Annotated in this window: 8 protein-coding genes; 5 read left to right on the forward strand and 3 right to left on the reverse strand. The window is 65.1% G+C overall.

The features are described from left to right. Positions 1-200 precede the first annotated feature (200 nt). From VNM24_01615 to VNM24_01625, 3 genes are all read right to left on the reverse strand, one after another. On the reverse strand, positions 201-515 hold the full coding sequence (locus tag VNM24_01615) for a helix-turn-helix domain-containing protein (GenBank protein HWQ37298.1): 315 nt from the start codon (positions 513-515) through the stop codon (positions 201-203). Positions 516-676: 161 nt separating this feature from the next. Then, on the reverse strand, positions 677-931 hold the full coding sequence (locus VNM24_01620) for a hypothetical protein (protein HWQ37299.1): 255 nt from the start codon (positions 929-931) through the stop codon (positions 677-679). A gap of 10 nt (positions 932-941) precedes the next feature. Next, the gene (locus tag VNM24_01625; GenBank protein HWQ37300.1) at positions 942-1130 is read right to left on the reverse strand and encodes a hypothetical protein; all 189 of its coding nucleotides are present in this window, start codon (positions 1128-1130) and stop codon (positions 942-944) included. Positions 1131-1211: 81 nt separating this feature from the next. Here VNM24_01625 and VNM24_01630 point away from each other — a divergent pair, with 81 nt between their 5' ends. From VNM24_01630 to VNM24_01650, 5 genes are all read left to right on the forward strand, one after another. Then, positions 1212-1583 carry a helix-turn-helix domain-containing protein gene (locus VNM24_01630; GenBank protein ID HWQ37301.1) on the forward strand — a complete coding sequence of 124 codons (372 nt, stop codon included), beginning with the start codon at positions 1212-1214 and terminating at the stop codon, positions 1581-1583. Further along, positions 1580-1822 (forward strand): hypothetical protein, encoded by a 243-nt coding sequence (locus VNM24_01635; GenBank protein ID HWQ37302.1) that lies wholly within the window; start codon positions 1580-1582, stop codon positions 1820-1822. The genes VNM24_01630 and VNM24_01635 overlap by 4 nt, the downstream gene beginning before the upstream one ends. A gap of 32 nt (positions 1823-1854) precedes the next feature. Next, positions 1855-2232 (forward strand): hypothetical protein, encoded by a 378-nt coding sequence (locus tag VNM24_01640; protein ID HWQ37303.1) that lies wholly within the window; start codon positions 1855-1857, stop codon positions 2230-2232. A gap of 76 nt (positions 2233-2308) precedes the next feature. Continuing rightward, positions 2309-2623, forward strand: a complete 315-nt coding sequence (locus tag VNM24_01645; GenBank protein HWQ37304.1) for an HNH endonuclease signature motif containing protein — start codon at positions 2309-2311, stop codon at positions 2621-2623. Between the two features lie 127 nt (positions 2624-2750). Then, the coding region (locus VNM24_01650) for a hypothetical protein (protein HWQ37305.1) at positions 2751-2991 on the forward strand (241 nt) is incomplete at its 3' end.

The raw sequence follows: 2991 nt of genomic DNA on the forward strand, positions 1-2991 counted from the left end.
GCGCCGGCGCTCGTAGGGCTTGCCGTCGCCGTATTGGGCGAGGACCTCCTCCTGCAGGCGCGCGATGCGCTGCGCCTTGCGGTCGTCCTCGCGCAGGAGTGCTTCGTTTCGCGGCGACTGCTCGATGGTGATGGGGTTGCTGGGTGTTCGTGGCATTCAGATCTCCGGCGAAAACGGCCGTCGACGGCCGTTTTGCATCATCAGGTTGGATCGCGCGTGAAGCGCTGGGCGATGTCCTCGTAGCGCCGGCGCTGCTTGTGCAGTTGGAGGTCGAACGCGTGCGCGATCTGCACGAGCTTGGGCGTGAGGCGCCAGCGCCTCGGGTCGTCCGCCAGCGGCTCGGCGAGGCCCACCTTCTGCAACACGCGCAGGTCGCGCGTGACGTTGGACGGGGACACGCCGAGCGCCTTGGCGATCTCGCCAGGCGCGACGCCGTGGAACTCCTTGCCCGACAAGGCGAGCAGGACGCGATAGCCGCGCTCCTGGGCGCTGTTGCGGTACTCAGGCATGGGCATGGCAAAAAAACTCCCCGGGACTGGAAAGGAGGAAACAGTCCCGGGGATAAAGATCGACACCCCGATGGGGGATCGGTATGTCGATCGGAGGAGTCATGACAGCACCGCGATCACCGCGGCCCCCCACCACAGCGCGGCGAGAAGGATGATCGGCCAGCAGCTCACCGGCGCCTCCCGCCGAGCTCCGCAATCTTCCGCGGGCTGCCACCGTCTTCCTGCGCCTGCCGCCCGATCCCGCTGCGCTCCGCGCGGGCAAGCAGCAGACTGAATTCATGCCACTCGGCAACGATCGCCTTTTCCAGCAGCCGCGCGCCCAACTGGGCCAGGTCGCGGTCATTGAACTCGGCCATCTGGCGCAGCTTGGCGTGCAGCTCCGGATCGATTTCACAGCGGAAGTCTTTGCCGCGCAGGCTCATGGCACCTCTTTCATGCGGCGCTGCGCGGGCGCTCGAAGTAATCGAGCAGCTTCTGGACGTGACTCACGCCCGGGTCGGCGATTTCGCGACGGGCGATTTTCTGCAGCGTGCGCAGGCTCACCCCGGTTTCGGCCGCGATCTGCGGCCAGCGGCCGCGCGCGCTCATCAGGCGGTCGACCACGTAGTCGTGCAGGTTCATATGAGCGCGCAGCCTAAACCCATTTTTGGGTTTACGCAACCCATTAATGGGCGCGGCCTTCCGATAGGCTGTTTCACCCAGATGGGAAAGCCAAAAACACCCAAGATCCCCGGGCGGTTACGCGCGGTATTTGCCGCGAATCTCGAGCGAGCGCTGGAGCGTCACTACCCTGGCGCGTCCGACAAAGCGGCCGCGCTGGAGGAGGACCTCAGAAAACGTGGCAGCACGCTCACGGACTCCAGCATCCGGCGCTACCTGCGGGCCGAAACCGGCCCGTCGCTGGACAACATCGAGGCAATCGCCGATGCGCTCGGCGTGACCGTGCACGATCTGCTCGGGCCGGTGACGCGCGCGCACGCGCTGAAAATCGTCGCCCCCGAGCCCCCGCCCGCGGCCATCCTGCGCGTGGCGAGCCCGCGCCCTACCTATCGGGTCAGAAAGAAGAAGCCGTGAGGCCGCCGTTTCACCTGGTGCGCAACCATGCGGTCAAGGAGGTGAGCGACCTGCTGGCCGAGTTGCTTGCCCAGGCGCAGGAGGGCAAACTCTATGGGATTGCCTATGTCGCGATGTACAAGGGGCGGGTGATCGTGGCCGACGCCGCCGGAGAATGCGACCGCAACCCCGTCTATTCGCGTGGGCTGGTCGCGCTGCTGGATGACTTTTTCAGGGATCGGATGCGCGAGCGTTTTTGAAAGGGACTTATGTATTTGTCTTGCGAAGGGGTATGGACAAGCTTGCTCTGAGTGGCCCGCTGTGCGCTGTGCTGCTCGCCGCCGGTAGCGCGCTGGCAGAATGCCGTGTATCCGATTTCGAGATCAGGATCACCAAGGCGCAGTGGGTGGACGAATGCCGCAGACGGTCTTGCCCGATCATGAAGGGCGCGGCGGTGCTCACCAACAAATGCGCCGTGGCGGCATCGCCCCAGGTGCGGATCGTCGGCCTGAACAAGGCGGGCGATCCGATCGCGGTACACGAAGCATGGCCGTTTGGCGCGTCCAACATTGCGCCTGGCGCACACCCGTTCTCGCTCGATCAATGGCTCGACTACGACCCTGAAATCGCCCGCTTCCAGGCTGAGGTGGTTCGAATCACCACGTGGTAGTGCGGGGGCGCTGGCCGCTGTGGCCCTGCTCGGTTGCGCCTCGCCCGCCTCGCCCCATGACGATTCACGCTCTGCAATGACGGTCGCGCCGCTTGCCGAGCTGCGCTACTGCGGCGAGCCTGCGCGCGACGCAAGCGGGCGCATCAAGCGCAGCTCCGCCGTGCTGCGCGCCTTCCGCGACGTGCATCCCTGCCCTGCCACCGGAGAGAGCCGCGGCCCATGTCCAGGCTGGGCGATCGACCATGTGATCCCGCTCGCCTGCGGCGGCTGCGATGCGGTCTCGAACCTCCAGTGGCTGCCGGACGAACTGAAATCCGCGGCCGGCGTGCTCCCGAAGGATCGATGGGAGCGCAAGATTTACTGCCGCCCGTTCGAGGCGGTGAGTTTCTAGTCCCGTCAACTGGAGGTTTCTACAGCCCCGGCGCACCCCTTGACAAATGGGTACGATGTACCTATAATGTATCCGTAGCCTATCGCTACCACCCGTTCGCCGGGGACAACAGGCGAGGGAGAAGCAGATGATGGCGATCAATGACGCGCTGGCGCGTGGCGAAGCCGCGCAGCTGAGCGCAGAGGATGTACGCGCGATGCTCGAGTCGGGGGACGCGCAGATCGGGCAGACCGACTTTGACGGTGAGTCTGATTTCGGCTCGGACGTGGACATCGACTCCCTAGACGGGGAGATATACATCTCCCCTGCGGGCAGCTGGAAGATCATCAAGGATGGAACGATCTTCTTCATTCAGTTCGCCCGCCGCA

The organism is Burkholderiales bacterium, assembly GCA_035560005.1.
GTDB lineage: Bacteria > Pseudomonadota > Gammaproteobacteria > Burkholderiales > Eutrophovitaceae > DASRFY01.